The 26,236-nt window shown below is 44.9% G+C and carries 20 protein-coding genes and 2 pseudogenes; 2 read left to right on the top strand and 20 right to left on the bottom strand.

The genetic code is table 11. The annotated features are described in order from the left end of the window. Window positions 1–22: 22 nt before the first annotated feature. The 12 genes from J2736_RS06215 to J2736_RS06160 form a co-directional block, all read right to left on the bottom strand. The gene (locus tag J2736_RS06215; protein ID WP_310224436.1) at window positions 23–2,050 is read right to left on the bottom strand and encodes a serine hydrolase; all 2,028 of its coding nucleotides are present in this window, start codon (window positions 2,048–2,050) and stop codon (window positions 23–25) included. Between the two features lie 4 nt (window positions 2,051–2,054). After that, entirely contained in the window at window positions 2,055–3,044 is a 990-nt protein-coding gene (locus J2736_RS06210; protein ID WP_310224434.1) for a hypothetical protein, read from the bottom strand. A gap of 39 nt (window positions 3,045–3,083) precedes the next feature. Continuing rightward, a complete protein-coding gene (locus tag J2736_RS06205) occupies window positions 3,084–4,565 on the bottom strand; it encodes a sulfatase-like hydrolase/transferase (RefSeq protein WP_310224432.1) in 1,482 nt (493 codons plus the stop codon). Continuing rightward, the gene (locus J2736_RS06200; protein WP_310224431.1) at window positions 4,562–5,809 is read right to left on the bottom strand and encodes a hypothetical protein; all 1,248 of its coding nucleotides are present in this window, start codon (window positions 5,807–5,809) and stop codon (window positions 4,562–4,564) included. The genes J2736_RS06205 and J2736_RS06200 overlap by 4 nt, the downstream gene beginning before the upstream one ends. Before the next feature lie 12 nt (window positions 5,810–5,821). After that, window positions 5,822–7,924, bottom strand: a complete 2,103-nt coding sequence (locus J2736_RS06195) for an alpha-galactosidase (protein WP_310224430.1) — start codon at window positions 7,922–7,924, stop codon at window positions 5,822–5,824. A gap of 57 nt (window positions 7,925–7,981) precedes the next feature. Then, complete coding sequence (locus J2736_RS06190) at window positions 7,982–10,636, bottom strand: dockerin type I domain-containing protein (protein WP_310225236.1); 2,655 nt, start codon at window positions 10,634–10,636, stop codon at window positions 7,982–7,984. A gap of 32 nt (window positions 10,637–10,668) precedes the next feature. Beyond that, complete coding sequence (locus J2736_RS06185; RefSeq protein ID WP_310224429.1) at window positions 10,669–11,802, bottom strand: Gfo/Idh/MocA family protein; 1,134 nt, start codon at window positions 11,800–11,802, stop codon at window positions 10,669–10,671. 110 nt (window positions 11,803–11,912) lie between these two features. Beyond that, window positions 11,913–14,096, bottom strand: a complete 2,184-nt coding sequence (locus tag J2736_RS06180) for a hypothetical protein (protein ID WP_310224428.1) — start codon at window positions 14,094–14,096, stop codon at window positions 11,913–11,915. Window positions 14,097–14,257: 161 nt separating this feature from the next. Next, on the bottom strand, window positions 14,258–15,139 hold the full coding sequence (locus tag J2736_RS06175; protein ID WP_310224427.1) for a carbohydrate ABC transporter permease: 882 nt from the start codon (window positions 15,137–15,139) through the stop codon (window positions 14,258–14,260). Between the two features lie 13 nt (window positions 15,140–15,152). Then, window positions 15,153–16,058 (bottom strand): ABC transporter permease, encoded by a 906-nt coding sequence (locus J2736_RS06170; RefSeq protein ID WP_310225234.1) that lies wholly within the window; start codon window positions 16,056–16,058, stop codon window positions 15,153–15,155. Window positions 16,059–16,131: 73 nt separating this feature from the next. Beyond that, a complete protein-coding gene (locus tag J2736_RS06165; protein ID WP_310224426.1) occupies window positions 16,132–17,784 on the bottom strand; it encodes a type 2 periplasmic-binding domain-containing protein in 1,653 nt (550 codons plus the stop codon). 242 nt (window positions 17,785–18,026) lie between these two features. After that, the gene (locus J2736_RS06160; protein ID WP_310224425.1) at window positions 18,027–19,031 is read right to left on the bottom strand and encodes a hydroxyacid dehydrogenase; all 1,005 of its coding nucleotides are present in this window, start codon (window positions 19,029–19,031) and stop codon (window positions 18,027–18,029) included. 159 nt (window positions 19,032–19,190) lie between these two features. On the opposite strand from J2736_RS06160, the gene J2736_RS06155 reads away from it, so the two are divergent. After that, window positions 19,191–20,360, top strand: a complete 1,170-nt coding sequence (locus tag J2736_RS06155; RefSeq protein ID WP_310224424.1) for an ROK family transcriptional regulator — start codon at window positions 19,191–19,193, stop codon at window positions 20,358–20,360. Between the two features lie 336 nt (window positions 20,361–20,696). Here J2736_RS06155 and J2736_RS06150 read toward each other — a convergent pair. Both J2736_RS06150 and J2736_RS06145 read right to left on the bottom strand, forming a co-directional pair. Continuing rightward, window positions 20,697–21,347: pseudogene (locus J2736_RS06150) on the bottom strand (LysR substrate-binding domain-containing protein). Further along, window positions 21,241–21,462, bottom strand: a complete 222-nt coding sequence (locus J2736_RS06145) for a hypothetical protein (RefSeq protein ID WP_310224423.1) — start codon at window positions 21,460–21,462, stop codon at window positions 21,241–21,243. The pseudogene J2736_RS06150 and the gene J2736_RS06145 overlap by 107 nt, the downstream one beginning before the upstream one ends. 107 nt (window positions 21,463–21,569) lie before the next feature. Between J2736_RS06145 and J2736_RS06140 the strand changes: the two are divergent. After that, window positions 21,570–21,797: pseudogene (locus J2736_RS06140) on the top strand (SDR family oxidoreductase); the annotation flags it as partial. Window positions 21,798–21,906: 109 nt separating this feature from the next. Here the strand turns inward: J2736_RS06140 and J2736_RS06135 are convergent. The 6 genes from J2736_RS06135 to J2736_RS06110 all read right to left on the bottom strand — a co-directional run bounded on the left by J2736_RS06135 (window position 21,907) and on the right by J2736_RS06110 (window position 26,225). Continuing rightward, entirely contained in the window at window positions 21,907–22,383 is a 477-nt protein-coding gene (locus J2736_RS06135; protein ID WP_310224422.1) for a MarR family winged helix-turn-helix transcriptional regulator, read from the bottom strand. A gap of 12 nt (window positions 22,384–22,395) precedes the next feature. Continuing rightward, complete coding sequence (locus tag J2736_RS06130) at window positions 22,396–23,169, bottom strand: pirin family protein (protein ID WP_310224421.1); 774 nt, start codon at window positions 23,167–23,169, stop codon at window positions 22,396–22,398. A 220-nt stretch (window positions 23,170–23,389) separates the two neighbouring features. Continuing rightward, entirely contained in the window at window positions 23,390–24,475 is a 1,086-nt protein-coding gene (locus J2736_RS06125) for an NAD(P)H-dependent flavin oxidoreductase (RefSeq protein WP_310224420.1), read from the bottom strand. A gap of 128 nt (window positions 24,476–24,603) precedes the next feature. After that, a complete protein-coding gene (gene wrbA / locus J2736_RS06120) occupies window positions 24,604–25,260 on the bottom strand; it encodes an NAD(P)H:quinone oxidoreductase (protein ID WP_310224419.1) in 657 nt (218 codons plus the stop codon). 35 nt (window positions 25,261–25,295) lie between these two features. After that, window positions 25,296–25,838 carry an NAD(P)H-dependent oxidoreductase gene (locus tag J2736_RS06115; protein WP_310224418.1) on the bottom strand — a complete coding sequence of 181 codons (543 nt, stop codon included), beginning with the start codon at window positions 25,836–25,838 and terminating at the stop codon, window positions 25,296–25,298. A gap of 63 nt (window positions 25,839–25,901) precedes the next feature. Beyond that, the gene (locus J2736_RS06110; RefSeq protein ID WP_310224417.1) at window positions 25,902–26,225 is read right to left on the bottom strand and encodes an NIPSNAP family protein; all 324 of its coding nucleotides are present in this window, start codon (window positions 26,223–26,225) and stop codon (window positions 25,902–25,904) included. Between the last annotated feature and the right edge of the window lie 11 nt (window positions 26,226–26,236).

Below are 26,236 nucleotides of genomic sequence, written 5' to 3'. Positions count from 1 at the left end.
CCCCAGTTGACAATTACGCTAGTTAATCAATCAATTCCAACGTCATGGAACGAACGCACATCGCATCATAATCAATCGATTTGAAGCGTCTGCCTGAGAAGACTAAATGCAGTTGAGTCCCGTCTTCACTTATCCATTTTGTGGGAAACCGGTACGCATGTGTCTTACCCAGTCCCCAGTATTCTGTAAAATAAACCGTGCTCCATGGCCCATAGGGCGTTGGTGAATCGAATATTCCCCATCCACCTTCATGATTACAGGCGGACACAAGCCAATATCTTTGAGTCGCTGCGTGGTAGATGGCTTCAAGCCTATGACAGTGATTAGGAAACGTGAATACCGGCTTCATCTCTGAGATAAGAGGAGTCCATATAGGCGTTCCTGAATCATCGATACCTTTAAAATATTCATATTCCGTTAGATGTTTGAGTTGATACCGATTTACTCGTGCTAGAACAATATGGTCATATTCCTCATAGGCACTAGTCCCGTGCGGAGAATAAATGTATACGTAATCGTCTGGTGCTCCTGCATAGTTTTGTCCGTAGTTGACGAAAGTTGGACAACCAAAGCTAGTTTCAAACTTGAATCCCCACTCCCATGTACGCCCCATGTCTGCGGACCATGCCAATTGTGAATTGCCTGCATTCCTGGCGAGCATATACATCACGCCGTCCACCATGAGTAATCCGCTAGCTTTTTCACCTGAAGAACCGTCGCCTTCCCGCTCTCCTGTTTCGGTCCGTAAGTTAACGCCTTCAAAAGATTGTGGCGTACCTATAATCTCGGCAAAGCCTAAACTTAGCTTTTTCTCCGTATGTGGAAGGAATCCATACCCATCCCCATAGGAGGTATAGAGCCCGCCATCATTCGCCCATGTACACGGCCAATTATCGCTGTCTTCACCGCTGATTCTAATTCGATCTGCCGGTTCGAAGGTAACATGACGCACCTTTTCACTAGCTGGAAAAGGACTTTGATGCTGCAGCATCTCTTGAATGGGATCGCAGATCCATTCCTTGATTTCACTCCAAAATAAAGCATTTTTGCCCTCTATCATCCGATTTCCTAGCCGCACAACAATCAACTCAAGACTTGGAATAACCATCATTACTTGATGTCCAGCACCTGCTCCAAGAAACATACAATCCGGAATGTTAGGAAAGATCGCGCAATGATTAGAGAAGCCGCAAATAGATGAAGTTAATAAATCACCTTGTGGGAAACCTTCTTGCGTAATGGAATGGAAATTGGCTGCCATCATTGGTTTTAACACATGAGCGTTAAGTAAGGTTTGGTCTCCCCATTGACCTTTCTGCAGATAGAGACGGGCAATTTGCAAAATGGCACGAGGTGAAAATTCGCCGCCGCCCCATGTCCCATACACGTCCAAGCCATTGTATTGAAAGGGCTTATTGTAGCCGATATGCCATTCCGAATCTGGAATGCCGAGGGGATTAAAGATTTTTTCCTGCAATAATGCTTGGATATTTGGATAAGGTGACTGCTGCAAGCTAACTGTAATGGCATAAGAAAGGGCACCGAATCCTGGGTTACTGTACAGAAACTTCGTTCCCGGGGGGTGCATCATTTGCGCCTTTTCAAGTGAACAAGTAATCGGATCCAAAGCAGAAGGACTTGGCTCTTTCTGCCAAAACATGCGTTTCCACCCCGATAACTCCGTATCAAGTGCCGATGTGTCCTCTAACCCTGAGGTATGCGTAGCTAAATGCCGAATCGTGATCTTCGATTTCAATGGATCCCTTTGCCAACTTGGAATGTAAGTACAAGCAAGATCCTGATAGGCGATGTACCCCTCCGTTACAGCAACGGCTAACGCTAGCCCCCCGACGATCGTCTTGGCAAGCGAGGCTGTGTAATGCGGAATTTCCGGGCCATAATCATCCGAATAACATTCCTTAATGAGTTTATTATTGCGCATGATAAGTAATGCTTTGGTGTTCATTTTCATTAATTGATTGGCATAACTATCGATCAACTGCGTATTCATTCCTTGATGATGGGGTTCATCGTACTCAAAAGTAATCATAAGCTTAGGCCTCCACATTCTTTGCAAGAAGTCGCTTCAATGTCGTTTCAATCGCCGAGGATTGCGCTTTTACTTGAATCTCTACCGGATATTGAGCGCGATTCGTAATAACTTCGGTACTGATCCGACTCATACGTTTGTGAATCTCGCGGAAGTTTCTACGGAAATACTCCGCTTGGATATCGGTGTATGGTGTGCTGATAGGGGCTTTCGCTGCAAACCCGTTGTCCAGCCAGTCTTGTGTTATTTCAGCTGCCCAAGCTAGATTCTCATCACCATGCGGACTTACGACCAGATCAGGGAGCGGCATGAAAATTTGACATGTCGATCCTGAGTCTTGTTCCCCCTGACCAAGAAACATCATTTGATGCAAATCAAGCCAATACTCATACTGATATTGGTCATCCATTTGATAAAATAGTTTGAAATAGGAGGAGAGCTGACTGCGATTGGGCTCCACATAACGGAATTCATCGATAGGTTCATAGACAATACCAATCGGATTGGGTGCATTTTCATCTCGACGATCCCACAGGTCCACGCGCTTCCATCGCTCGCCAGGATTGTCAGGGTCTTCTCCGAAAATAAGGCATTGGAATTGCTTAGGCGTGTACTTCGTTCCATCGTAATAAAGCTCAGGTGAATTCGCGCGACCGAACGGGTTGCCATCCGGGTTAAAGGTAATAATGGTATTCGCCAAAACTTTCTCACGGTCGAATTGACAAGGGTTACCGAGTAAATCTTTCCCGGTAAGAAGCTGTTCGATGACATCTACCATTCCGGCCGTGGTACCCGGTTCATGTGCATGGGGCTGGGAGATGTACAACGCCTTTTTCTTCGTGCGAGGTACTGTAAAATCCGAAATCGTGATGGCATACACCTTGTGCCCGCTGTAAGCAATCAAATGATCCAACACCATATTAGATCCTGCTAAGGTCTCCCATTCCTTTATTTTCTGCTCCAACTGTTCCGCTTTTGCAATGAATGGAATCAAAGTGATCTCTCCTGTCCGATAGACAAATAATTAACGTCATTAATGAATTCCTCTTGGGTTAAAATCTTGCACAAGATCTGCTTTTTCTTTTACGTTCAACAACCGCTTCGTTCCTCGCGATATCAATTGCCCATTCTGTACTGCGGGATCAGACTCTCTAGCGCTCAACATACGCGCCAGCTCATCTCTCCATTGCTGCAATTGCTCCTCGTTCAAGTTCGTTAGATCATGCATTTCCAGTGAATCCGTATAAAGATCGAAGAGCAGCTCATGTCCATCTTCTTCATACCAAATGTATTTCCATTGCCCATCCGTTACCATCAGGGTCCGTTGACCGCTGTGGCCAAATTCCCCCAATAGACAATGCCGAACAGAAGCTTCCTCCGGCTCTGCGACAAGCGGCAATAAGCTTCTCCCATCCAAGCCATCTACCTCCGCGATTCCTGCAATGGCTAGACATGTCGGCATAATATCTTGAAGTCCAACAGGCGAACGGGTGGTACGTCCAGATACCCAAGACTCGTCTCGAATCGGGCTCTTAGTTGGCGGTACAATGATTAAGGGAATTTGGCAAGCACCTCGCGTAAAATTAGCCTTAAACCAAAGTTTATGATCCCCCATATTATCCCCGTGATCCGAAGTGAAAATGATCCAGGTATTATCAAGAATGCCTGCTTCGCGCAAAGTTCCGATGATTCGGTTAATCGCACGATCAACCTGTGTAATGGACGCATAAAACCCACGATAAGCTAAATCTGCTTGTTTGTCCGTCAAGATCTCCCCACAATACCGCTCAATCGTTCGTTGATCGTATATAGAGTGCCGCTCCACCCAATCTCCACTAACGGGCTTGGGCATCTCATCTCTCTCATACAGATATAAATCGCGCATTAGCGGCGTTAGTGGCGGATGAGGTGCTGTAAAAGATGCCCATAAAAATAAAGGCCGCGTCCAGTCCCTCCGCTTGATCGTCTTGCAGCTTTGATCTGCAATCCACTCCGTCGGATGCAAATGATCAGGCAAATGCCACGGTGACATGGCATATTCATTATTGGCTATCCCGTGTGCAAAGGCTTGACCTGGGTAACCTTGCTCCGCCAACCAAAGCTCATAATCGTCGTAGCCCCGTTTCTCCGCTGTTTTGGCACCAAACAATCGCCCTTCTTCACACAAGAGCATACTGTCGAACCCATAATGGCAGCGCTCTGGATAGACATGCATCTTGCCAACGAGTCGTGTTTCATATCCCGCGTCTCCCAGTGTTTGAGGCAAAGTTGTCTCCGTAGGCAACTTGAACCCTTCTACATACGTGGTGATTCCCATGCAGTGTCCTTCAAGCCCCGTCATGATACTTGCCCTAGCTGGAATACAGATTGGCGTTGCCGAATAGGCTTGCTCGAACCGTATACCGCGTCTGGATAAAATATCTAGATGCGGCGTTTGGATAATTGGATTGCCGGCACACCCCATCAAATCAGCACGCATTTGATCTGTTGTAATGAGTACGATATGTGGCTTCATGACTTCCATGGCCCCCTAATCTCTTCAGCTAAGCTACTCAAATCAGCGATTAAAATTTGTCTCTTCCCTTCTGGCGTACCATTAAAACAGACATATTTGAAATCATTACGCCACACTGGGTGCGGATCACAACGTAATTCTGCAGGTATAGACGTACCTCCAAGCGTCCAAATCCAACAAATGGCTTCTTCTTCGCCCGTACTCGTTCGAATTAATCGGATAGGCACCTGATGAGCTTCATTGGTAAAAGGTTCCCCGGTATAAGCATCCGTCACAATATAGCTACCATGATGAGAAAAGCTGGGATGTCCGCCGCCTCGTACCTGTGGGGCTATGATTTGGAATTTCTCTCCTGCGCTGTCAAACTGACAGAACCGCAGCTCTTTCAAATTGATATTCATGAGAATATCTGTTCCGTTGGGATGCCAATCAGGGTGATGAGAACCTTCCAACCACATTTCATATGGGAGCGCGATCTTAGCATCGCTCCCATCAGGAGCCATCGTGACGATGAACTTCTTTTGCGGCTGTCCATGATCGAATAAACATCGTACTACTTGCATAATTCGATCTTGTTGACGGTTAATTTTCGTATGGAAAAAGGTAAATCTTGCACCTTCGAATGGCTTCTTATTCGGTAATAGCTCATAAGCTTGCTGTAAGCTGAAAAGCAATCGCTTCGTATTGCTCTTCACATCTACCAGCCATAAGCCCTCATCATGAGGTGCTCCGATTGGCGGTGTACAATCGCAGTCAACTGGCATCGTCGCACCATAACCATTTTGTGAGGCATTAATTAGCGAGAGAGATGGACTCAAAAGATAGGAGCCATCTGGTGCAATCTGATAAACCGGACCCGCCATCCTTCTTGTAGTTCCTGTGTCTAGCGAATACTCTACGGCAAATACATCACAGCCCTCTTTATCGTTAAAATAAAGACGATTGTCACTGCCCCAACAGAGATGCGCGCCAACCTGCATTCCCCAGCCCTTCGTGTCGGCAATTTCCGTTATCGTTTGTTCCCCCAAATGAATAATACAAACCGTCGCCGCATCATCAGGTCCAGGCAAGCGGTCTTGAAAAGGCAGTTTCAAACAAGCTAATAAGTTGCCCGATGGGCTCCAAGGGCTTACGTCGAAGAACGTATGAATGTAATAACCATCTTCAGGCGTAACGATCGTAATCGGATATGCCGTATGGCCAGCTGCATAAGGTCTGAACTTCACTTTGTTTGTTACTCTCATTCCCTTCACCCCTTACTGCATTTTCTGAAATACGACAAGCTCGCTGTCAAAATCTCCCTTTAGCTCAAGCTGAACGCCTGTGGCCATTAACGAAGCACCGCTGCGTTCCAGCTTCAATGACTCGCAACTGTAAACTGCTTGCGGGTTCAAGCCTTTCAATCGGATTGGATACACGGAATGAACAAATCGCATCGAATGTCTAAAGGCAAATAAGACAACTTGGTTCCTGTCTTGGTTTACATATTGAACGGCAGCCGTACCCTCCGGTGAGTTTGTGGGCATAAGTCTGTATAAATCTCCCTCTTGAACAGTTCCACGAATGTTTTTGTATTGCGCAATGTAACTTCGGCATTCTGCAAATTCGGCCTCAGTAAGCTTCGACAAATCCAAGCTGATACCAAGAGATCCCATCATAGCGACGTGGAACCGATAGCGAATCGATGTCGATCTGGGACGAATTCGCGCTGCCGGAGCTACCCAACACATCATCGCTTTCGGCGTATAGCCATAGGAGTATCCCTCTTGTATGGATAATCTGTCGAAGCCGTCCGTATCGTCACTCGTCCAGAATTGCTCAACATATTTCATCATGCCTAAATCAACCCGGCCACCGCCGCTCGCACAGGCTTCAAACATAACCCGAGGATGCCTGTCTCGTAAGGTTTCTATAATGCCGTACAGCCCTTGCACATATCTGACCCACACTTCTTTGTGATGCTCCCTAGGTGCATCATGCCATCCAGGCTCACTGATATAGCGATTCATATCCCATTTCACATAGGAAATATCATGAGTAGCCAATAAATTGTCTAGACGGCTAATCAGGTGATCTCTTACATCTTCTCTAGCCAAATTAAGCGTAAATTCCTTGTTTAAATGCGTGCGTTCCCGATTAGGAAAATGGAAGATCCAATCGGGATGTTCACGATATACGTCACTGTCAGGACCGACATTTTCCGGTTCCACCCACAGCCCGAATTTCATGCCTAAAGACTTTACGTGATCGATTAATGGGGTTAATCCATCTGGGAATTTACTGGGATCGGCCACCCAATCGCCTAGTTTAGAACGATTCGTGCGACTCGGCCCAAACCAACCGTCATCCATAACGAACATTTCTGTCCCCATCGCTGCTGCCTTATCCGCTAATAACTTCTGACTATCTACGGAAATGTCAAAATGAGTTGAATACCATGAGTTATACATGACTGGCCTAATTTGATCCGCTTGGCGAAGAAGGTACTTCTCTTGGTAACGGTGCATATTGCGGCTTGCTTGCCCGTAACCATGTTTCGTATATCCAGCTACGCAGACAGGCGAACTGAATGACTCACCTGACCCAAGCGTCCATGCGAAATCAAAATCATTCAACCCTGCTGTGATTTGAAGGGATTGTCTCATATAGCGTTCTGCTACGAGTTTCCAATTTCCGCTATAGGCAATCGCCCCGAAGTATACGTCACCGTGTTCCTCTGCAGCATCACCGAAGTCCACCGCGAACCACGGATTGTACAAATGCCCAGATAATCCGCATCGACTTTCCAATACTTTCTTGCCTTCTTGTAAAAACTCACGACGAACCTGGAATTCTCCGCCCCAATGCCCTGTCAAATAGGTAAACTGATATTGTGGATAGACTGGTAAATGCCATACCGCTCCCATCACTTGTTCCAGCGTAACGGATTCATGGCTTGCATTTATAATTTCAACATTTCGTTCGATGAGATCCTGTTCAGCAATGAGATTGTAATGAAGCAAAACATGAAGCTGCTGCTGCGAATCTACTAATCGAATTGTAAGCAGGTTACGATTGGTTATTTGATAACTATCATAAATATGGCAAAGATCACGACTGTGATCAGCGAAAGTTATTTTTAAGCCAGGCTCTGTGAATCGCAACCCACCCCAAGGCATAATTTCATCTTTGGATGAATCCGTATGGGAAGTTCCGATCCAATGCTGACCACCATTTTCATGCTCATAATCGAATAATTGCTGTTTCTCACCCCAGTAGCGGTGCAGCAATTGTCCTTTGGGAGATACTTGAATGACATAATCAGATTCTTTCGTTGAAAGGATCCACAATTTCTGTTGTTCCAGATACTGTATGGACATGCTGCTGAGCCTCCATTAGTTGGGAGGATAGGTAGTAGCACCTATCCTCCCCTGATGTCAATCTCGAAACATTTTAATCGCTACGAGACTTATATCTTTCGCATCAATGGTTAGATCTCCATTCACATCGGACGCTTTCATCGACTCCCAATTCGGGCTATTGCTACTTTTATGCAAATGGGAAATGACAATGAGTAAGTCGGCTATATTAATCTTACCGTCCGCGTTCACGTCTTCCCGCTGGCGAGGGATGATTTTAGCCTTGAAAGCATCAACCGCAGTTTGCAGCGCAACTTTGGCAGTATCTACCTGCGCTTGCGTTGCACTTCCATTCGAAGCCGTGACTTGCGCAGCCTGTATGGCTGCATAAAGAATCTCCTTCGCACCTTGCGGATATTGGCCTGGCTTCGTTCCAACAACGGCAGCATCGTGCACGGTTTGCGCGTTTGAGATCGTTGCGACGAGTCCTGTTGGATCAACAACGGCCACATTAAAGTAGCTTTCAGCAGCAACGCCTGCAGCCCCATCGTATACAGAAGCAGTTACCGTATACTGACCATTTGAAAATGGTACATTCGCTACATCTAACATCCAAGTACCCAAATCCGGATGATACGAAGCGTATACGTTAAAGCTGACCGATTGGCTTTGGTCAAATGCCATCGAAGATGGATTTAAGTATTTGTTTGAAGCATTTTGAAGAATAGAGATGTAAATGCCTGTAATTGCTTGATTTTTCGTGTCGGAATCGCTAGCTGTTCCAGCTATTACGGTTGGCTTTTCAGCAAGTGTTGAGCCCGCCAGAGGATTCGTAATAGCAGCTTGTGCATTGCCTACAACTGGTCTACTTTTCACGACAGGAATGTATTGCAGATTCGTTGAGTTACCGTTTTTACCTAGTGTTACTGTGGAGCCAGCCAAATAAGTCTTCTTGTATAAATCAAATGGCAGTGTCTCATTAATGATGAAAGCTTCTCCCGTAGCTACATAGCCAGCATCTAGGAACCACTGCGGCTTAGCTGTCAATCTACGGTCATAAGCTACATACACATCTGCATCGACAAGAACTTTGTACGTGGCTAACGGATCATTGCCTAAGTACGCTTTCGAGTTGGCTGCTGTCATAATCCAGTTACTGCCCGCTACAGTCTGCGGCACATAATTAAATTTAAATGCCCTGTCACTATAGGTCAGGTTTCCGGTCTGCAAGTTGGTCATGATGGACCACGTACTTGCTCCCGTTGCAGTCGGATTGACGACAAGTTCGGAAATAATCTGAGGATACTCTTCCTGTCCTTGTTCGTCTTCAGGTTCGCCTTCCGCAGGATCAATTAGCGGTGGTTGAGAACCTCTTCCCTCGACGAAAGCGGCATAAGATTCCAACCACTCTTCTAGATTCGTGTAACCGTCCCCGTCAGCGTCAGCGCTTGGGTTTTTGGGAAGGACCAGCTTTCTCTGATTTGCTGCAACGACTGGCCAGCCGCCGGCTTCCGCTATCGTGTTGACGATCATTCCTGTTCCATTTCGTGCTTGGTTAATGATTCTTGTTTCATAAGGTAAACGATCGGCTGGTCTAGCGCCAGCTTGGTTTAATACCCAATCCATCACTTCACCGACAGGTTTGGCAACGAGGCCATCTACCCATGTTGGGGCTTCTGTGGCTTGCAGCTGAGCTTGGGTGAGCGTTGAGCTGTTTTGAATCAGATCCCACTGTGTACCCACTGTAAAAGAATGATTCTGTACGCGATTATCGGATAGATAGATTTTACCGCCGGAGGCGAATCCAGCATTGATTTCAATCGGTTTCTTCCCTACAGCCCAAGATGCCAATGAAGGTCCGTTCTTGAAAACATTGCCGACAAGACTGTTTCTCGTCTCAATATTTTTCTGTGCATCAAAACGGTTAAATGAATTGATTCTGTCATAAAACACATTGTTTACTTCAACGTATTCGCTCGCCATGACATAAGGAATGCGACCTTCAGCGTGGCTTAGCAAACTGCCGATCAACGCGACTCTGGAATCCGGTTGATTATCAAATATAGGGCCAAATCCATGTGGCGCAGCGACAGTTGCCCCTTCATCGATATGAATGGAGTTGTTTAATGGCTCGGCACCGATAACATTGCGGAACGTTACATTCCCGTAGGGACCCCAAGTTCCGAATATTTCGTCAACTGACCATGTGAATGTGCTATGATCAACCACAATATTGTCTGGCCTTCCAGTTGGAATGCCAATAGACAGCGCATCTCGATTCGTTGGTGTTACCGCATAGGGCTCGTCACCTGGTGCTGCTCGGATATGCTGAATGAGTACATCATGGGTGTAAATACGAATATTAGCTCCTTTTAAGAAAATACCTGGCGAAGGTGCCGTTTGACCCGCAATAGTAAGATAGGGATCAATAATATCCAAAAAATTATTCACGACAATCGTACCCGAGACTTCAAACACCACGACCCTTGGTCCGGATTGGCTAATGGCGTATCGCAACGTTCCTGGTACATTTTTATCCTCGAGGCTCGTTACCTTATAAACCATTCCACCGCGCCCTGCTGGCGTATCCAACCCATAACCTGAAGCACCTGGAATAACTGGCTGAGCATACACAGAACTTGAAATGAAGAATAGGAGGAAGCCAAAAAATATACTGATAAGTAGTCTTGTACTTGTTTTCACGATGTTAGGCGCAGCCAATCTCGTTACCATGTCCAATCCAATCACTCCTATCGGAAATTCAGCTATAGATCCCAATTAATATTTTGGAATGTACCTGTTTGTGCAGATTCCTTCGCTTTCAGGCACATCAACGCGCTTAGAAGGCCATCCTCCAGCGTACTAACTGATTTTTCTTGTCCCTTCATAACATTCACAAAATTTTTAACAAGTGCGGTATCCCCACCGAAATGATCGTTGCCCAAATCTAAATCATGCGTCTCCACACGTGGCGTATGGTGCATGTATACCTTTAATTGACTTTTATAAAAGTCGAACTCCACGGTGCCTTTGTAACCCATAAATCGAGCTCCTCGGTAACCGGCCTTATTACGGACAAAAAAGTTTTGAGAATAGGTAACATGCATACCACTTTCGTAACGAACAATGGCACTCCCTGAGTCCTCATTCCCTGTATCTTCAGCGAAAGCACAATACGCCCATTTCTCACGCTTTGGACTTTTGAAGAATGCCGTACTCTCTTCACACGTCGTATTCTCCTCGCAATCGACACACTTCAATCCTGCAGGCTTTGTTCCTTTAAAAATCTGCTTCGAGGTCATTGCGCACACGCTGACAGGTAACTGCCCTGTGACATAATTGATATAGTCCAAATCATGCGTAGCCTTCTGGAGAAACAATCCCCCTGTTTCATTCTCGTCTCGGTACCAATTGTGATAGTAGACGGAACCGTACGGGGTATTGTTAACTGCTTGCACATGCTCGACTGTTCCAATTTTCCCAGAATCAATGATCTCTTTGGCTAATCTAGCTAGTCTGGATACGCGTAGAGGAAAAGAAACAACGACTTCCGAAGTGGCGTTGTCACTACCTTTTTTTAATAAATGAACATCATCCAATGTTGTAGAGACCGGTTTCTCTAAATATAAGGGTATACCGGATGGTAAAACTTTCAGCGCCATTTGCGTATGCAGGGAGCATCGAGTTCCGATTAAAAGACCATCAGGACGCTCATTTCTTAGCATCTCTTCAACCGTTTCATAATAATGAACATCCGTAAGATGGTTATTCTCTTCTTTAATAAACTCATTTCGAACGTCAACAATTGTAGTTACTTGACATTCCGGATGATGCTCTTGCATGACCTTGATCACATTGCGAATCCTCGAACCATAGCCGATAACACCTAACTTCAACATCTTGGTTCCCCCTATGACTGACTTCTTCAAATCACATAGCCGGGAGGCGTACCGTTTCATGACTCTGGCATCCTCCCGACCGTGCCTCACTGGAGCTAGCTTACATTACTTTACTCAATAGCGATTACGTACTGACCTAATGACGTATCCCCGTTATTGCCTAGAGACACCGTAGAACCTGATGTATACGCTTTCCTGAATAAACTGTACGTCAATCCGTTACTAGTCAAATCAGCTCCCGTATCCGTCCATGTTGACAGCCAAGAAGGTTTCGTTGTTATTGCGTCATTGTGCGCCACGTACACATTGGCGTTACTGTTAACCGTAAAACTTACAAGTGTTGTACCCGTATATGCTTTCGAATCCATCGCAGGTCGAATCCATGTCTTTCCAGTCACACTTGGTGCCACAGCAGAGAATACGACCGTTCTGTCCCCGTACGTCAAATCCCCAGCTTGCAGATTCGCTCGGATAGACCAGTCTGCTGAATTGGCTGAGTCATTAACAGTTAAATTCGAGACTAGTGATGTAAGTGGTTTTACCACAACCACATATTGACCCAACGATGTATTTCCATTATTCCCTAGCGATACGGCAGCCCCAGAAGAAAATGTTTTCTTATAAAGGCTGTAGGTTAACCCATTCCCAGCTATATCTTGCCCCGTGTCTGTCCATGTCGATAGCCAAGTAGGTTTAGTCGTAATCGCATCATTATGAGCAACATACACATCCGAGTTCTGGTTAACATTAAAAGAAACAAGCGTAGTCCCGGTATATGCCTTAGAGTCCATTGCCGGTTTAATCCAATCGCTTCCCGCTACACTTGAAGAAACAGCTGAGAATACGGTTGTTCGATCCCCATAAGTGAGGTCTCCTGTTTGCAGATTAGTGCGAGTAGACCAATTAGCCGCGTTCGTTGCATCATTGACAGTGAGATTGGAAAATAATGTAGAAGATACTGCTCTTCCCTCTACCTCAGCTGAATAGGTTTCTAACCACTCTTCCAAATTCGTATAGCCATCAGCGTCATCATCCGCGTTCGGTGATGTTGGAAGTACCAGCGTCCGGGTGTTGTTCTGAACAACGGGCCACCCCCCCGCTTCAACGATGGAATCGATGATAGCACCTGTACCATTTCTCACATTGTTAATAATGGTGTTCTCATAAGGAAGGCGATCAGCTGGTCTTGCTCCTACGTTATCCAAAACCCAATCTACAACTTCACCGACTGGTTTAGCGACAAGTCCTGTATTCCATGCTGGCGGCGTAGCTGCTTGCAGCTGAGCTTGAGTGAAGGATGTACTATTCTGAATCAGATCCCACTGTGTACTTAGCGAGAAGGAATGATTCTGCACGACATTATCGGACAGATAGACTTTCCCGCCAGAGGCGAATCCAGCATTGATTTCAATCGGTTTCTTCCCCACAGCCCAAGCAGCAAGGGAAGGACCGTTTTTGAATACATTACCGACAATACTATTTCTGGTCACTACATCTTTCTGTGCGTCAAAACGGTTAAAGGAATTGACTCGGTCATAAAACACATTGTTGACTTGCACATAATCGCTCGCCATGACATAAGGCATACGACCTTCTGCATGGCTGATTAAGCTGCCCACGACCGTGGAATGTGAACTCGGTTGATTATCATAAATAGGGCCAAATCCATGCGGTGCAGGCTCGGTATCCCCTTCATCGATATGAATCGAATCATGGAGTGGTTGTGAGGCAATCACATGTCGGAACGTAATATTGCCGTATGGATTCCACGCTTCCCATAATTCATCTACCGACCAAGTAAACGTGCAATGGTCAATGACGATGTTTTCTGCCTTTCCATTGAGGCCATTAATGGCTAAAGCATCGCGACTCGTCGTTGCTACGCCAATGGGATCATCTCCCGGCGCGACTCTTAGATGCTGAAGCAGTACGTCATGCGTTAAAATTTGGACCACAGCTCCCCTGAGGAAAATACCTGGAGACGGAGCTGTCTGACCGGCGATGGTGATGTATGGATTATTAATGTTCAACGTTGCGTTGACATTAATTGTGCCGGATACTTCGAACACAATGACACGGGGGCCCGTGCGGTTAATGGCGTATCGCAACGTGCCTGGCGTATTCGTATCCGCTAAACTTGTTACTTTGTAGACGGTCCCCCCGCGACCTGCTGGGGTATCCATCCCATAGCCTGCTGCGCCTGGAATGACGGGTAACGCGAATGCTGAACTTGAGATGAAGCATGCTGTCATGAACATGAGACTGAACAGAATGGCTAATCTTAATTTGGACATTGAAATCCTCATAACTCGTTCCTTCATTTAATAAGTTCACCTCATCCGAATAGATTGGTAGATCCTTTCAACGAAGACTGACAAGAAGGAGCATGACCATCCATGCTAGATGCCCATCCCGTTTACGATTTCAGCACATCACCTCCTATCGGTAGCGCCTGCTATTCTTTCAAAGAACCGATCATCACGCCTTTTACGAAATATCTTTGGAGAAAAGGATACACAATTAATATAGGTACAATGGAAACGATAATAATGGCATATTTCAATTGAATGGCAAAGAGTGCACGATCTAATTGATCGCTCATCCCTTCCAGCATGGAATTGTTGTTCTGTACTAACACTTTCATTAAATATAAGGACATCGGCTGCAAGTTGACATTGGATAAATAAATCATGGCAGGTACATAGCTATTCCAATGTCCTACTGCATAAAACAATGTCAGTACAGCCAGGATTGGTTTGGATAAAGGTAAAATGATCTGAAGTAAGATACGGATATCATTCGCTCCGTCAATTCTTGCGGATTCGGTCAAGCTTTCCGGAATGCTTTGTAAAAATGATCGGGTAATGATGATATAAAAGGCGCTCGTCAAGCCAGGAAGCAGAATCGCCCATCTTGTGTTGTAGAGGCCTAGCTCTTTAATAAGTAGGAAGCTGGGAATAAGCCCTCCACCAAAAAACATCGTAATGACGATAATGACCATAATCCAATTTCTGGCAAAAAAAGTGCGGCGTGATAGCGGATAGGCGGCTAAGATGGTAAAGATGAGATTCAGCATTGTGCCAACGACCGTATAGAAAATCGTGTTATAGTAGGCGACCCAAATGTCCTCATTCTCAAATACTCGCTTATAACTTTCTATCGAAAATCCTTTAGGGAATAGCCACACAGAACCTGAAACGACATGCTGTGGTGCACTGATCGACATACTAAATACATAAACAAACGGATACAATGTGATCACGATGACCATAACCATCATGACATAAATGAGCCAATCCATGATGTTGCCTCTTTTTGCTCGTCTTACTACGGCCAATTCGAAGTCCCCCTTACCATAACGACGTTTCTGACACCTTTTTGCTTATTCGATTAACCGTTACCAGCAAGATCAGATTGATGATGTTATTAAACAAACCAATCGCTGTTGTGTAACTGTAATCGGCGCTCTGAATCCCTTGTCTGTATACGTAGGTGGAGATGACATCCGCCGTTTCATACGTGGTAGGGTTGTAAAGTAGATTAATTTTCTCAAAACCAACATCCATTAAATTCCCCACACTGAGGATTAACAGAATGACGATAGTCGGGACTAGACCCGGCAGTGTAATATGCCACATTTTATGTAGGCGGTTTGCTCCATCCATTTCTGCGGCTTCATAGAGCTGAGCATCAATCCCTGCAATCGCTGCTAGATAAATGATGGAGTTCCAGCCGAAGCCTTGCCAGATGGAGGAGGAGATAAAAATATCTCTAAACCAGCTAGATTCACTAAGAAAATTGATCGGTGCAAAGCCGAACCAGGTAATCACGGTATTCACGATACCGCCATTCACTGTTGTAAAGTTGGTTATCATCCCTACAATAACTACGATCGAGATAAAGTGTGGAAGGTAGCTGATCGTTTGAACCGACTTTTTGAACATACCTTCGCGTACTTCGTTTAGCAGTAGTGCAAACATTATTGGAACCGGGAACCCCCATAACAAGGAATAGAGGCTAAGTAATACTGTATTTTTCATCAAGCGCCAGAAGTATACGGAATTAAAGAAGGTCTCAAAATACTGAAATCCAACCCATGCACTGCCGAGAATCCCTTTGAGGGGCTTAAAGTTTTTAAAAGCAATGATGATACCATACATTGGAATGTAGTGGAAAATTAAATAGTAAAGTAAGACCGGTAGAATGAGTAATAACAAATATTTATCCCTGTTTAATACTTTTGCTACATTCCCCATCATGTTCACCTCCGCATTTCAAAAGGCAGGCGTGTGTAATCTTACACACGCCACGTCCTTCGTTTATAAGTCGTTATTTCTTCATATAACGGTCGTATTGTTTTTGTTTGATGGCGGTTAATTGATCGACACCGAGTTCTTTACTGCGTTTGACATATTTATCCCAATCAATAGGTTCTTTCCCAAAGATATACTTGAGGATAGTTTCTTCATGGTACGTGTTTAAATCCGTGGAAATTCGTTTCTCATCTGCCGCTTCTTCTTTCGTTGCCAACATAAATTGGAACGGAATCGGATCGATCAGATATGGTTCTATTTTCTTAGCCAAAGCGACCAAATCAGGTTTCATTTGCAGTAAATCCATCGCTTGATTGGAGAACACGCCTTTTTCATCACGAATCCAAGGTGTAGATGGGAAAGCGCCAAGACTTCTTAATGCGCTTGTTGCGTCAAGCTTATCTGGATTGTTTTTAATAAAATCAGTGAATTGCGGTTTGCCGTTTACCATCGTATAGCTGATGCCTTCAACCCCATAACTTTGCATTCTTGCCCCTTCTTCACTGGCAAAAATATAATCCAGCCATTTGATAGCAACTTCCTTATTCTTTGCGTCTTTGCTGATGGCGTAGTAACCGCTGAGAGGTCCGTATTTTTCATAGTACCCTTTTAAGCCGGCATTTGCGGGAGGTACTGTAACGATCCAATCCGTCCCAGGCTTATTAATTGCAGCCTCTAAGGTTGCCGTATTGTTAACAAATCCTTGTGTAGCCCCTACCAATTCCCGTGTAATGTCTGGAAGGATTTGGGCAGGTGTACGTTTTGTCACGAATTCAGGATCAATTAATCCCTCGGTATATAGTTTATTGAGCCATACAACTAAGTCTTTCGCTTTGGGGTCCATCCACTCGTACTTGACTTTACCGCTGGCATCTACGGAATAATTGTTGCTGTAATCGCCCATTTTGAGGCCAAGCGCTTTACCGAAGTTCTGCAGCCCACCCCATGAATAGTTAGGAGCAAGTGGAATTTCGTCTGCTTTGCCGTTGCCATTCGGATCTTTTTCTTTAAAAGCTTTTAACACGGTGTACCATTCATCTAGATTCGTCGGTTCCTTCAAACCTAGTTTATCCAACCAGTCTTTTCGGATTAGCCAACCTTGTGGATCGGAATAAGCAGTACCACTTGTATCGCTGGAGAGTGCGTATATTTTGCCGTCAGGAGCCGTAAACAATTTGCGCATATTCGGATATTGCGTGAAATACTTCTTTATATTTGGCGCATATTTGTCAATGAGTTCATCCATCGGAACGATGAGGCCATCATCGGCTGCGGCAACTGGATTGGATGGAAGCTTCAAAATATCAGGTAAATCCGTTGCCGCTGCCAAACGAATATTCATATTCGCGTTATATTGTGCGGCTGGACTGACATCCCATTTAATCTTGACGCCTGTCTTCTTTTCTACTTCCTGCCAAACAGGGAGGTTCTGTGTGTAGCTTTTTGGAGCGTAGCTATTGTCAGGAATACCAATGGATAACGTCACCGAGCCATCTTTCACGATTGGCAGCGTATATGCCGGAGCTTCAGTTGCAGTAGGTTTAGTTGACTCAGCACTAGGCTTCGGCTCGTTGCTTTCTTCACTACTCGATTGGCTGCATGCGGCCAGCACGCTCGAAAGTAACACAATGCTTGCCGTTGTTAAAGCAATCTTTTTCTTTTTTGGCATATACGTGAGCCTCCCTTATTTGTTGTGACACGAACTTGTTTGCGTTCACATTACTATTATTAACGAATTATTGAAACAGAAAAATACTATAAATCCGCGATCTAGTACAGTAAATGGACTTCTTTCGTTTGTGAAAGGTATACAATCGAGTTAATTGGTTCAAAAATCTGTTTTTTTAAGATTACTGTCCCTTTGAACGTAAAAAGCCATCACGGCGAACCGGATGGCTTTCTTAGTATGTTTTAGGCTAAAACTTCCCACATGCGTTCATAAATTTCATATCGAGTTGGTTCATTATGGCTGCTACGCTGAATATCTTGAGCAATTTCCAACATTAAAGCTTTGAAGCATTCTACGGAATGTCCTGCAATATGCGGTGTCACTAACACATTATCAAGCTTTGTGAATGGTGAATCCTGAATAATCGGCTCTTTCTTAAATACATCAAGTGCGGCAAAGAAACGACCCGTCTGCAACTCCTTCAGTAAGGCATCCTCATCTAATACGGATCCTCGCGATGAATTTATGAGAATGGCTCCATCCGAAATCGATTGTATTAAATCCTTATGGATAAGGTTGTCTGTTGAAGGAAGCGAAGGTGCATGGATGGAAATGATCGGACAACGCATCACATCTTCAATTGAGGCAAGTTGAACACCAAGTTTCTGAGCATGCTCCTCCGTGAGATAGGGATCATAAAGCAATACCTTAACTTTAAATGGCGCTAATAATTGGAGAAAAGCTCGTGCTGTGGAACTCGCGGATACGATTCCTATCGTATTGCCTGTCAACTCATGACCCTGATTTCGTTCGGGGATTTCCCACCAAGCTCCTTGTTTTACTGCGCTGCTGCACTGCGGAATTCTTCGCAATAGCGCTAAAAGTACGGTCAAGCAATACTCGCCAACGCTAAGGGCCAACCGAGGTGCACCCGAGAATACCTTAATGTCATGTGCGAAAATATCTTTGGTTAGGCACCCTTTAACGGAGCCAGCAGCATGACCCACATAGCGAAGTTTGCTTGCTTTTTGCAGCAAGTCAGGCGTTAGTTTCGGCGTCCCCCAGCTTGACAGCAGAATTTCGGCGTCTTCCAGGATGTGTGCCATTTGTTCATGGGAATAAGGCTGGTTGCTAGTATTCCAGACCGCATCGAAGTGTTCATTGATAAACGTTCGCGTTTCCTCTGTACAAACATTTTCTAAACCTTGACCAAATGGTAAAATATAAGCTTTTGCTTTATGACTCATGTACCTAATCCCCCTGCTCTTATGAATTGGGATGCTCATTGGGACTCTCAAAGTTGGATAGGGTCATCATAAGTCTGACTCCAAACTTTGTCAATATATGAATTAACTTCTTTTCATGAGTTGGGATGTTTGTTATGATGAGTTCAATGAGGTGGAGCTATGACCATTCGAAATAAGCATGTTGAACAAAAAAGTAAGCTCGCCATCCTGCAAGCACTCCGTATGCACGGATCTTCACCTCGTATTAGGCTTGCCACGCTGACTGGGTTAAGCCGAGCAGCCGTGTCTTCTGCGATAACTGAGCTGATGGAATCAGGTCTCGTTATTGAAAGGGAACTCCTTCAATCTACTGGCGGTAGACCCCCTATTGCGATACAGTTAACCCCCCGCACACATGCCGTCATTGGTGCGGATTATGAGCATCAGCAATGGACGCTTGGTGCTTTCGATCTTATTGGCCATACGATGAACATGATCCAAATTCCTGTTGGTCAGTCTGATCCCCAATCGGCGATCGAGATGCTAACTAAGCAACTCCCTGCTTTTATAAAATCCATTGAAGCACCGATAATTCCCGTACTCGGACTTGGTATGCCCGGATTAATTGATACGGAGCATGGCATCATCGTCAGCGCTTCTGATCTAGGCTGGGAACGTGTAGACATTCGAAAGTTAATTGAAGATAGAATCGATTGGCCAACGATTGTATTAAATCGTCATCGTGCTAGAGGACTTGCAGAGTGCCGCTTCGGTTCGGGGAGCAAGAACAGCCACATGATTTATGTGGGTGTTGGTACAGGCATTGCTGCTGGTTTATTTCATAATCAGCGATTATTGTCTGGCGCTCTTGGTGGTGCTGGTGAGCTCATGGGTCATATCACTATTGTTCCTGATGGTCCCTTATGCCCTTGTGGGAATCAAGGTTGCCTACAGATGCTTGCTGCGGAATCCGCCATTGAGCATGAGTACGCCACGCTGAATACGGACACTTACGAAGATATGACCATGGATACGATCTGCGAGGCGGCTGAGCTAGGTGATCCGATTGCCTTTCTCGCTGTTACGAAAGCAGCTTCCTATTTAGGCATTGCACTCGCTACCATGCTGAATTTATTTAACCCAGAATCCATCGTACTTGGAGGCCCTATTCCCAGAGCTAGTCGTCTATACGTGACTACTGCTATGAAGGTGATGAAAGAGCGGGCTATGAGTCAGATCGTCAATGGTTCCGACTTCCGTACAGCGGCTATCGATGAAGCTGGCGGCGCTTTAGGCGCAGCGACTTTCGCATTGGATGAACGTTTGACATATCCCATGCTGATTAAATAAAAAACACGGCTGCTCCGTCCTCGGAAAGTCAGAATCTAAAAAAGGATGCGAATATACATCTTTTTCCACTAGAAAAGTCGTAGTCTAATAGCAAAGATGCAAATATGCATCTTTTTCCACCATATTTACCCTTTTTATGGAATATCGGTAAAAAAGGATGTATTTTCGCAGCAATTCCTCGATAAACGGTCTATTCTCCTTAAAAAAGATGTATTTTTGCAGTTCTCTGTTCATAGTGAGAAGCAGAATGAGAACCCAAATAGGTGTAAGCTTCACTTACCCCAAACTTAAAAAAGGTACCCTTCCTCCGTATCGAGGCTGGGTACCTTTTCAACTTCAACTTGCATACTTCGACGTAATATAACTGATGAATCTCTGCGTTGCTGGAGATAGAAACCGATCTTTCTTGATATGTGCGCCAACTCCCCACTTCCAGCCTTCGTCTTCGATCTGTATCCATCGCAGTCCATCCAACTGCAAGGCAACTGTTCTCGGCAACACGGATACACCAAGTCCTGCCGCTACGAAACCTGCCACGGTAGGAAGATCCTCTGCATCGTAGCTCGTTGCAAGCGTGAAATTCATGTGATGCACGCGGGTTAGAAGTGAGTCTCGTAATGAGCAGTTATGTTTCAAACCGACAAATGGCTCTCCTGTAATGTCCTTTAATCGAATCGACTCCCGCTACGCGAAAGGGTGATCGTTGGATACCACGAGAAATAAGGGCAGCGATAGGATTGGTATCCATTCGAAAGTTTCATTGATTGGTCTCTCGGACGTGATCATCACATCTGAATAGCCGCTCTCGACATGTGCTAGAATTTTCCCTTTGTCTCCCTGGGTTAGCTCAAACGTAATTTTCGGATTGGCCCGCTGATAGTCACGTATCAAATGTGGGATTAAATCCACACCCAAGATATTTAAATAAGAAAGATGGATGACACCCTGATTCTGGGTTCGTGTATTCTTCGATTTCGTTCTTCCCACGTTCTACCACTTGCAAAATCCTCTCGACTCGCTTCGCAAACAGTGTACCGTATCGATTTATTCGGAGGTTTCTTCCCTTCCGCTCAAACAAGACTACACCGAGCTCAGCTTCCAACTTCGAAATGGAGTGACTCAGTGCTGGCTGCGTATAGCTAATGCTTCCGCCGCTTTCGTCAGATGCTCCATCTGGGCAACTTTCAAGAAGTACTCTAATTGAGTAAGCTCCAAACGGAAGCCGCGGATCGCATGATTGACCGAATTGCTTCAGCGGCTGGAAGCCGCGAGGCTGCTTTGCAAGAACTTATGAATTCCCTCGGAGGCATTCCGATTGGACGACCAGGCCTACCCGAGGAAGTCGCTGAGCTCGCAGCATTCCTCGTTTCAGATCGCGCTGCCTCAATAACGGGAAGTGAATATGTAATTGATGACGGCACTGTGCCTACCAGCTAATAGGATTCCCATTTTATTAAAAAATACATGTTACCAAGCTGCGCTCCATCATAAAAATCCCCATCGTCAAACCTGACGATAGGGATTTTATGACTTGTCCAAAGCAATGTTAATCATTGTTCACATTTGAATCTGTTTGAGCATCCTTAATTCCATACCCAATCTTTTTCAGCATGTCAATCAACTGAAGCTTCTCTTCATCCGTTACAAAGGACACATTGTTAGAAATGGTCTCCACATGTTTCGGGAAGATCGTATCGAAGTAATTGCGTCCTTCCGTAGTTAACACGACATTCGTTTTACGTCGATCACCTGGAATCGGCAGCCGTTCCACGAGACTTTTCTTTTCCAGTTTATCTACAACATACGTGATACTCCCGCTTGGAATCGAGAACGTATCACTTATTTTTTGAATAGGGTGTGGGCCTTTGTTATAGAGAAACTCAAGAATTCGAAAAGTTTCCATACTAAGGCCATAGCTGTCAATATCGCGTTCTAAATTGGCATACAGTACGTTCACCATATTGTTTAATACCCGTATTAACCTTAAATCCAGTTCCTTACCTTCTGCATTGCGTTCAGTCATTCTTCAACCACCTTATCTAGCTTTGTTATACAAAGGATAATCGACTTCGGTTGGAACTTCAATTAAAAATATTCGAAGTGTCTCATTTTCTGCCTGAATCCTGATATCTGCCTCTTCATCCGATTGCACGATTGCAAAATCTCTATTCTTAAACTGGACCGGAGCTTGTCCTATACTTGTTAGAGAGCCGCCTTGTCCTCTTATCGCCAATCCCGCAAGTGTGCGATTCGGCAACAACTTATGAACATACGACGCACCTGCTTCAACCTCAACATCAACCATTCGTGCATCCGCTACGAGTTGTTGAACTGGAGAGCCATCACCCAAAATGGTTTTGATGTTTACACCAGCCTGTCGTGTCTGTGGGAACTGCTCGTGTTTGTATAGTGAATAAGTTGGCTCTCGTCTCACCGCATCATTCAAGTAGGGCTCAAGCCAGATTTGAAAACTTTCGAAGCCCGCTTCTACGCTCTCGGCATGCTGCATACCTGAACCGGCTTGCATGAGCTGAATATCACCTGCTTGCATTGTGCTTTCTGTACCTAGCGTGTCTCTGTGAAGTCCTTGACCAGCAATCCCGTAGGAAAGGATTTCAAACCCTTGGTGAGGATGAAAACCAACACCCCCAGCCGATGCTGCTTGCCCCCAAGCCCAATAGAATAAGGGACCTAATCTTACTGTAACTGCCCCTTGGCCTGAGAAACCTAGCGGTTTTTGAGCCCTAATTTTGCCTCTATCGAATTCTTCTTTTCCTTGATATTCAGGACCTAGGATTTGAATGTTCATGGGAATCGCTCCTTTTGTGTTAGATCAGATGTATTGTTATTCCACTTAATATCCTATAATTATTATATCTAATTATAATATATTCTTTATAATCGGTTTCGTCAACATGTAAAAATAAACAGGAATAATCGGTAGCCCATCACTCCTCCCGGTATGATCATACACATAGCAAAAAGAATCCCAAGGCAGCAAGCCATGGGATCCTTTCTTTTCTATACACTTATGCATCTTTAAATTGATTGAGTATGGATTGTGCTTGATCTACGGTTTCTAGTACAATGCTTGCTGCACTTTGACCAGCAGTAAGCATCCGCAATCCCTGTCCTGCCCAAAGAGACATATAATCGGAATTATGTTGCTTAGCCGCAGCATTTCGGATATCTCTTGTCGCAGTATTCTGACTCGGAAACGGAAGGGGCTCTACCCCATTCTTCTCCCAGTCTTTGATAAATGCATTCGCGATTCCTCTAGCAGGCCGTCCCGAGAATACGTTCGTAATCAATGTGCTTTCCTCGTTGCTAGTTAGCAGCTTTTGCTGATACGAGATATGTGCACCTGATTCGATGGCAGTCAGGAACCGTGTCCCCATCTGAACTCCTTGTGCCCCGAGGGCTAATGAAGCGAGGAGTCCACGACCATCCATAATCCCGCCTGCGGCAATAACTGGGACATGGACGCGCTCTACAATTTGCGGCACTAACGCCATTGTGCCTATATTAGCACCCATCGGACGATTGGTAATATCAAATGTTCCGCGGTGCCCTCCTGCTTCACTGCCTTGCGCGACGATTGCGTCGCAGCCGGCCTGTTCAGCAAGTAACGCTTCTTCTACGGTAGTCACCATCGTAACAATTCGAATGCCCGCAGCTTTCGCTTGCTCTGTCATGTTAGGAGGAAGGACCCCAAACGCTGTACTGATCACCGGCACTTTTTCCGCTAGTAGAACGGCGAATTGCTCCTCAAAATGATCTGGCGTCTTCACATCATCTGCAGGGATCTGAGCTAAGCCAAGTTTAGCTCTCATCACATTCAGTTCTCGTTGAACCTCCGCGGTTCTCGTATTGTCATCCTTAGCCTGAGTAACAAATAAATTGACGCCGAATGGAGCATCTGTCAACTCCCGTATGTCCCTAATGGCAGTACGAATCGCTTCAGGCTCCATGTAGGCAGCCCCCAACGTCCCCAATCCACCTGCGTTAGATACAGCAGCAGCCAAGCTCACTGTTCCTGGCCCACCAGCCATACCTGCTAAGAAGATTGGATATCGAATTTGAAAGATGCGGCAAAGTGCTGTGTTTAGGTTCATGTTCTTCTTCCTCCTATCCCTAACAAGACGACTCGATTTCCTCTATAATAACATGAGTGGATGCTAAAGGCTTGTTAAGCAGGTTGAGTACTGTTGTCTATCTACTAAAAGGTAAACAAATTGCGCGATTAATTACCAGCTTTAATTAATTTGGCTACGGATACAGTGCGTTTTGCTTGATGTACAGCTGCATCGCGGGCATCTTCTTTAATCTTCCCATTTTGATCCACTGTTACACTAGTACCGTAAGGATTTCCTCCCGCTACAAACACGGATGGATCGGTAAATCCAGGAGTGGCTACGATCGCACCCCAGTGGTACATCGATGTATACAACTGCAGAATGGTTTGTTCTTGACCTGCATTCGGATTCTGAGCGGAAGTCATGGCGCTCACGACTTTATTGACCGTTTTGCCTTTGGCCCAAAGACCGCCAGTTGTATCGATGAATTGTTTCATTTGCGCAGGTAGATTACCGAAGCGTGTAGGCATACTAAAGATAATGGCGTCAGCCCATTCCAAATCCTCTAAAGAAACAGTAGGAACATCTTTCGTTTCCTCTAGATGTGCTTTCCAAGATGGACTCGAATCAACAACGGATTGCGGCGCCGTTTCTGGTACTTTCAAAATTTTCACATTAGCTTCAGCTTGAAGACCTCCTTCTGCTGCCCATTGCGCTAATTGATAATTCGTTCCATTGGAACTGTAGTAAATTACAGCTAGGTTTACTTTTGGTGTTGTCACTTGATTGGACTCCTTTTTAAATAGGTTTTTGAAAATATTCATTGTTTCACTCCGATCCCATTTTCGAAATAAGCGATTTATTGCGTAACCAGTACTGGTTTTACGGTTTTCAAATGATGCATGTAATCTTTCGTACTTTGTGCAACGCGCTCTTCAGTAACCGTGGAAGTATCGTTAAGTGCGAAGTGTGGCAAATAAGTACCACTAATAAATGCCGTCGTAGCTTCAATAGGACGTAATATTTCTTCTAGTGTAAAACGATTTGAACCTGTTGGTTGATAAGACTCCAATGAACCATAAGTTGAGACCGCGACACCGAATTCTTTTCCTGCTGTTTTGTTACCATCTGGACCAAATGCCCAACCGTATTGTAGGACACTATCGAACCATTTTTTAAGCAAAGAAGGTGTGCTGTACCAGAAGAGCGGATATTGGAAAATAACGCGATCATGCTCTTCGATTAGTTTTTGCTCTTTGGCAACATCGATATTTTCATCAGGGTACTCTTTATATAATTCATGAGTAGTGACATCACTTTGTTCTTGTAGGGCTTCCAGCCAAGCTTTATTCCAGTTCGATTGCTCAATGTTCGGGTGTGTAATAATGACTAAAGTTTTCATCGTATAATTGCTCCATTCTAGTTATAGTTTTTTTTATGATTAGTTGGCAGACCTGTCGTCAAATCATTTGTTTTCAAAGAATGCTACATTTTTCATGAAAATACTTTCTTGTTTGCTTAGTAAGGGACCATCTAGTTCAGAAACTCGTCTCACTTCAATCCACTCAGGATCATTGCGGAAACGTTCATAATTCAGGTTGCGCATCTCCATACTCGGATGCTCAACGATATAATACAGCCGGTTATTCGCTTCATTGCTATCTTCCCAATACTGCGTAATCTTCATGCCATGCTTCGCAAATAAAGCAATCACATGATCCCTGAATCTATCATGAAGAACTCTCATTTTGCCAGGATTCACGTCATAAATGCGCAGTTCATATAACATGTCCATCTACC

Origin of the sequence: Paenibacillus qinlingensis, assembly GCF_031455095.1 — a bacterium.
Lineage (GTDB): Bacteria > Bacillota > Bacilli > Paenibacillales > NBRC-103111 > Paenibacillus_E > Paenibacillus_E qinlingensis_A.
This window is presented reverse-complemented; position numbering and strand designations above follow the sequence as displayed.